This window comes from Azohydromonas lata NBRC 102462 (genome assembly GCF_001571085.1).
Taxonomy (GTDB): domain Bacteria; phylum Pseudomonadota; class Gammaproteobacteria; order Burkholderiales; family Burkholderiaceae_C; genus Azohydromonas; species Azohydromonas lata.
The window spans coordinates 57,082-63,081 of the sequence record NZ_BCTC01000033.1; the positions used below are offsets into that span (position 1 = coordinate 57,082).

Consider the following 6,000-nt stretch of genomic DNA (forward strand, 5'->3'; position numbering starts at 1 on the left):
GGCTCCTTGGGGCGGCCGGCCGGGCCCGGCCGCAATAAGCCTGCGGCGAACGAAAGAAATTGCCGATTCAGCCCTGCGGGCGGCGCCTCACCGCGGGACGGTGAAATTCCTTGCCCACCACGGCGCGGGCATAGAGATATTCATGCAGCGTGCAGGTTTCCAGTCGATCCATGTCCACGTGGCCGCCTTCGTCGCAGGGGAAGGACATGTCCCGGTGCGGGCCTTGCAGGGACTGGAAGCACAGCTCAAATCCGTCCTGATGCGAGCAAGAGGCCTTCATGACGGTTTCCCGGTTGTTCTCCGCCAAAAAGCCGGGGCGGAAATGGGTGGACATTTGCCAAAAAGCGGCTGGAAAACCGGCGGCCTTTGGGCATCAATTTCGGTCTTGCTGGTTTCCATCCTCTTCAGGAACAAAAAGGGTCGCCAGATACAAATATCCCGCCGCAGCGGGACCTTCGTACCGCTCCAGACATGGGAGGGAAACCTCCCCATGGGCCGGCTATCCCGGCCCCGCTTGCGCAGCGCGCGGCCCTCGCCTCACATGCCCGCGTAGTTGGGCCCGCCGCCGCCCTCGGGGACGACCCAGGTGATGTTCTGCGTCGGGTCCTTGATGTCGCAGGTCTTGCAGTGCAGGCAGTTCTGGGCGTTGATCTGCAGCCGCTGCTGCCCGCCGCCGTCCTGGCCGTCGCCCACCAGCTCGTACACGCCCGCGGGGCAGTAGCGCGTCTCCGGCGCGGCGTAGGCCGCCGCGTTGACGCTCAGGGGCACGCGCTCGTCGAGCAGCCGCAGGTGCGCGGGCTGGTCCTCGCCGTGGTTGGTGTTGCTGGCAAAGACGCTGGAGAGGCGGTCGAAGGTGAGCTTGCCGTCCGGCTTGGGGTAGGCGATGGGCTCGCACTGCGCGGCCGGGCGCAGCGCCAGGTGGTCCGGCTTGTCGCGGTGCAGCGTCCACGGCGGCGTCTTCACGCCCAGGCGGGGCAGCAGCCAGTGCTCCACGCCGGTCATGAGCGCGCCCACGCGCAGGCCCTTCTTGAACCAGGCCTTGAAGTTGCGCGAGGCGTGCAGCTCCTCGTGCAGCCAACTGCGCTCGAACGCCTCGGGGTAGGCGGCCAGCTCGTCACGGCTGCGGCCGGCTTGCAGCGCGGCGAAGGCGGCTTCGGCGGCCAGCATGCCGGTCTTGATGGCGGCGTGGCTGCCCTTGATGCGCGCGGCGTTGAGCGTGCCCGCGTCGCAGCCCACCAGCGCGCCGCCCGGGAACGCCAGCTTGGGCAGCGACAGCAGCCCGCCCGCCGCGATGGCGCGCGCGCCATAGCCCAGGCGCCGCCCGCCCTCCAGGTGCGCGCGGATGGCCGGGTGCGTCTTCCAGCGCTGCATTTCCTCGAAGGGGCTGAGCCACGGGTTGGCGTAGTCCAGCCCCGTGACGAAGCCCAGCGTCACGCGGTTGCCTTCCAGGTGGTAGAGGAAGCCGCCGCCGTAGCAATCCGCCTGCAGCGGCCAGCCGGCGGTGTGCACCACGCGGCCGGGCTGCGCCTTGTCCGCGGGCACTTCCCACAGCTCCTTGATGCCCAGGGCGTAGCTCTGCGGATCGCGGCCGGCGTCCAGTTGAAAACGCTCGATGAGCAGCTTGCCCAGGTGGCCGCGCGCACCTTCGGCAAAGAGGGTGTAGCGGGCGTTGAGCTCCATGCCGAGCTGGAAGTCGGCGGTGGGCTCGCCGTTCTTGCCCAGGCCCATGTGGCCGGTGGCCACGCCGCGCACGGCGCCGTTGTCGTCGTAGAGCACCTCGGCCGCGGCGAAGCCGGGGAAGATGTCCACGCCCAGGCCCTCGGCCTGCTCGGCCAGCCACTTGGTGACCTGGCCGAGCGAGACGACGAAGCAGCCCTCGTTGTGGAAGTTGCGGGGGACGAGCCAGTCGGGGGTGCGGTGCGCGGCCTGCGGCGTGAGGAAGAGCACGTCGTCCCCCGCCACCGGCTGGTGCAGCGGCGCGCCGCTGCGGGCCCAGTCGGGCAGCAGCTCGGTGAGGGCGCGCGGGTCCATGACGGCACCGGAGAGGATGTGCGCGCCGGGTTCGGAGCCTTTTTCCAGCACGGCCACCGACACCTCGGCGCCGGCCGCCTGCGCGAGCTGCTTCAGGCGTATGGCCGTGGCCAGCCCGCCCGGGCCGGCGCCGACCACGACCACGTCGTAGTCCATGGCCTCGCGCGGGCCGTATTGCTCCAGGAGGTGAAGAGGGGTCATGGCGGGGTCTCCGGTGGGGTTGCTGTGCGCGGCGCCCGCTGGGCTGCAGGGCTCGCGATGGTTCGAAAGGTTGCGCTGGAAACGGTGTTGGAGTGGGCTGCAAGCGGTCAGCGGTCAGCGGTCAGCGGTCAGCCGAAGCCGAAGCCGAAGCCGAAGCCGAAGCCGAAGCCGAAGCCGAAGCCGAAGCCGAAGCGCGCCGCCCACTACTTCGTCATTCCCGGGAAGGCGGGAATGACGAAGTAGTGGGCGAGCCGGGTTCTCTTCGTGATGCGGGAAAAAACAAAGGCGAGAGTCGTGGCGGCTCACGGCTCACGGCTCACAACCCACGGCCCACGGCTTACGTCTTGCAGCTCACAAATCAGGTCCACTCCACCGCCGCGGCGAGCATGTAGCCCGCGCCGTAGACGGTCTTGATGATCTTGGGGTTCTGCGCGTCGCCTTCGAGCTTGCGGCGCAGCCGCGAGATGCGCACGTCGATGCTGCGGTCCAGCGGCGAGAGGTCGCGCGCGCCCATGAGCTGTTCGCGGGTGAGGATCTGGTGCGGCCGCTCCAGGAAGGCGCGCAGCACCTGCGTCTCGGCCGTGCCCAGCAGCGTCTCGGTGCCGTCCGGCGCGCGCAGCAGGTTGGCCGCGCAGTCCAGGCTCCAGCCCGCGAAGCGCGCATGCCGGCGCTGCAGCGGCGCCGTCCCGGGCGCGACGGCGCCCCGGCGGCGCAGGATGCTGCGCACGCGCGCCACCAGCTCGCGCGGCTCGAAGGGTTTCACGACGTAGTCGTCGCCGCCGCCTTCCAGCGCCATCACGCGGTCCACCGTGTGGCCGCGGCCGGTGAGCACCAGCACGCCGCAGCTGCAGCGCCGCGCGATCTCGCGCACCAGCTCCATGCCGTCCATGTCCGGCAGCCCCAGGTCCACGATGCACAGGTCCGGCTGCTCCATCTGCAGCCGCCGCAGCACGCCCGCGCCGTCGCCGAAGGTCTCGCAGGCGAAGCCGAAGTCGCGCAGCGCCAGGCTCACCAGCCGGGCGACCTCGGGGTCGTCCTCGACGACGTAGACGAGGGCGGCTGCGGCCTCAACCATGAAGCGCTCCCGGCATCCGGCCGCCGCCCGCCGCCGGCACCTGGCGATGCAGGAAGTCCGCCAGCTGCCGCTTGGTGAAGGGCTTGCAGAGCATGGGCACCTCGCCCGCGGCGGGCTGCTCGCCGGGGACGAAGCCGCTCATGAGCGCCACGCGCGGCACGCCGCGCGCCTGGGCCTGGCGCGCCACCTCGCGCCCGTCCACGCCGCCGGGCATCACCACGTCGGACAGCAGCAGTTGGATGCGCGGCGTGTACTCCAGCATCTGCAGCGCCTCGGCGCCGTTCTCGGCCTCCAGCACGGCAAAGCCCAGGTCCACCAGCGCGCGGCGCACGACCTTGCGCACCTCGGTGTCGTCCTCCACCAGCAGCGCCAGCGCGGCGCTGGGGTCGGTGCGGTGGCCGGCGTCGCAGCAGGTGTCGGCCATGAGGCTGGCCACGGCGCTTTGCGCCACGGGCAGCCACAGCGTGACGGTGGCGCCCGCGCCCGGGGCGCTGTCTATGGCCACGGCGCCCTCGGACTGGCGCACGAAGCCGTACACCATGGACATGCCCAGCCCCGTGCCCGTGCCGGGGCGCTTGGTGGTGAAGAAGGGCTCGAACACGCGCGAGCGCGTGGCGGCGTCCATGCCGCAGCCGTTGTCGCGCACGTCGATGCGGATGTAGTGGCCGGGCTTGGCCTGCAGCTCCTGCGCACGCGTGGCCGACAGCGTCTCGGCCGCGATGCGCACCACCACCGAGCGCGACTGCGCGTCGCGCGAGTTGAGCACCAGGTTGACCAGCGCGTCCTGCAGGTGGCTGGCGTCCACCCAGGCCCACAGCGGCAGCTCCCCGGCGTCCAGCCGCAGCTCCATGCCTTCCGGCAGCGAGCGCCGCAGCAGGTTGATGACGGTGGACACCAGCGGCCCAACCTCGGCGGCCTGCGCCTCCAGCGGCTGGCGGCGGGCAAAGCCCAGCAGCGCGCGTATGAGCTCCGCGCCGCGCCGCGCGGCCGACAGCGCGGGGTCGATGAACTCCGTCACCTTCTCGTCCATGCGCAGCTCGCGCAGGGCGCCGAGGTTGCCGATGATGACGGTGAGCATGTTGTTGAAGTCGTGCGCCAGGCCGCCGGTGAGCTGGCCCAGCGCCTCCATCTTCTGCGCCTGCGACAGCAGCTCCTGCGCGCGGCGCAGCTCGGAGATGTCGAAAGTCAGCTCGAAGCAGCCGATCACGGTGCCGTCGGCGGCCTTCTCCGGGATGAGCGTGGTGCGCGCCATGCGCACGCGGCCGTCCACGCAGTGCGCCTCGTACTCGTAGGTCACGGGCTCGCCGGCGAATGCGCGCGCAACGTTGGGGCGGATGCTGGCGTAGATCTCGCGGCCCAGGTATTCGCGGGCGCTGATCTGGTCGAGGCGGTCGGGGTCCAGGCCGAACCACTCCTGGTAGCCGCGGTTGATGTAGCGGTAGGCCTTCTTGTGGTCGAAGTAGGCGATGAGGGCGGGCAGCGAGTCCGTGATCAGCCGCATCTGCGCTTCGCTGAGTGCGAGCTCGCTGGTGCGCTCGGCCACGCGCCGCTCCAGCTCGGCGGCCTGCAGCGCGGCCTGCTCCTCGGCCCGGCGCTGCGCCGTGATGTCGGAGTACAGCGTGATGAAGCCCACGCCCGGCACCGGCACGCCGCGCACGCGCAGCACCTGGCCATTGGGACGCACGCGCTCCAGCTCGTGCGTCTCGAAGCGCCGCGCCGCCGCCACGCGCTGCGCCACCAGCCCGTCAACCTCGCCCGCCCCGTACTCGCCGCGCTCGGCGTTGTAGCGGATGAAGCTCTCGAAGGCGGCGCCTTCGAACACCATCTCCGGCGGGAAGTCCAGCAGCTTTGTGAAGGCTTCGTTCCAGGCGAGCAGGCGCAGGTCGCTGTCCATCAGGCTGAAACCCTGGTCTATGAGGTCCAGCGCCGCCTGCAGCGCCGCATAGCGCCGGTGGCCGGCGGCGTCGCCGGCTTGAGCTTGCTCAACCATGGGAGCTTGTCGCAGACCTTGCATGGCCCAAATTCTAGGGACCGGCTCTTCCCCGCAGCCGGGATGCAAACATTCGTCATATTTGCTGGGAGAGCGTGAAAAGGTCCTTCGCCATCCTTCAGCCCGGCGCCGCGGTCCGATTTTGAGCCGCCGGATGCCTGGAGGAGCAGAGCAATGACCCGGATCAATCCCTACGCGCTGGGCCTGGACAAGAACGCGGCCAACTTCGTCGCGTTGTCGCCCTTGAGTTTCATGGAGCGCGCCGCGCTGGTGTACCCGCAGCGCACGGCCATCGTCTACGGCGGCGCCCGCCAGGACTGGCGCACCACCTACGAGCGCTGCCGCCGCCTGGCCAGCGCGCTGGCGCGCCGCGACGTGCAGCCCGGCGACACCGTGGCGGCCATGCTGCCCAACGTGCCGGCCATGTTCGAGGCCCACTTCGGCGTGCCCATGTGCGGGGCCGTGCTCAACACGCTCAACACGCGGCTGGACGCCGAGGCCATCGCCTTCATGCTGCAGCACGGCGAGGCCAAGGTGCTGCTCACCGACCGCGAGTTCGCGCCCGTCGTGGGCAAGGCGCTGGAGCTGCTGGGCGACAAGCGCCCCCTCGTGATCGAGGTCGAGGACGAGACTGCCCCCGCCGGCGCTCGCCTGGGCGAGATCAGCTACGAGCAACTGCTGGCCCAGGGCGATGCGGCCTACG

5 protein-coding genes are annotated in these 6,000 nt (G+C 70.6%); 1 reads left to right on the forward strand and 4 read right to left on the reverse strand.

Annotated elements, in window-relative coordinates:
* Window positions 1–67 precede the first annotated feature (67 nt).
* From ALA01S_RS13620 to ALA01S_RS13635, 4 genes are all read right to left on the reverse strand, one after another.
* Window positions 68–280, reverse strand: a complete 213-nt coding sequence (locus tag ALA01S_RS13620) for a hypothetical protein (RefSeq protein WP_066337286.1) — start codon at window positions 278–280, stop codon at window positions 68–70.
* 257 nt (window positions 281–537) lie between these two features.
* On the reverse strand, window positions 538–2,232 hold the full coding sequence (locus ALA01S_RS13625; protein ID WP_066337265.1) for an electron transfer flavoprotein-ubiquinone oxidoreductase: 1,695 nt from the start codon (window positions 2,230–2,232) through the stop codon (window positions 538–540).
* A 358-nt stretch (window positions 2,233–2,590) separates the two neighbouring features.
* Complete coding sequence (locus ALA01S_RS13630) at window positions 2,591–3,307, reverse strand: response regulator transcription factor (protein WP_066337266.1); 717 nt, start codon at window positions 3,305–3,307, stop codon at window positions 2,591–2,593.
* Window positions 3,300–5,297, reverse strand: coding sequence for a PAS-domain containing protein (locus tag ALA01S_RS13635; RefSeq protein ID WP_066337268.1), 1,998 nt, complete (start codon window positions 5,295–5,297; stop codon window positions 3,300–3,302). The genes ALA01S_RS13630 and ALA01S_RS13635 overlap by 8 nt, the downstream gene beginning before the upstream one ends.
* 174 nt (window positions 5,298–5,471) lie before the next feature.
* Here ALA01S_RS13635 and ALA01S_RS13640 point away from each other — a divergent pair.
* A partial coding sequence (locus ALA01S_RS13640; RefSeq protein ID WP_157118990.1) for an AMP-binding protein occupies window positions 5,472–6,000 on the forward strand: 529 nt, incomplete at its 3' end.

Coding starts and splice junctions, on each gene's coding strand:
- ALA01S_RS13630 (WP_066337266.1), bottom strand. CDS start 3,307: ATGGTTGAGGCCGCAGCCGCCCTCGTCTACGTCGTCGAGGACGACCCC.
- ALA01S_RS13625 (WP_066337265.1), bottom strand. CDS start 2,232: ATGACCCCTCTTCACCTCCTGGAGCAATACGGCCCGCGCGAGGCCATG.
- ALA01S_RS13635 (WP_066337268.1), bottom strand. CDS start 5,297: ATGGTTGAGCAAGCTCAAGCCGGCGACGCCGCCGGCCACCGGCGCTAT.
- ALA01S_RS13620 (WP_066337286.1), bottom strand. CDS start 280: ATGAAGGCCTCTTGCTCGCATCAGGACGGATTTGAGCTGTGCTTCCAG.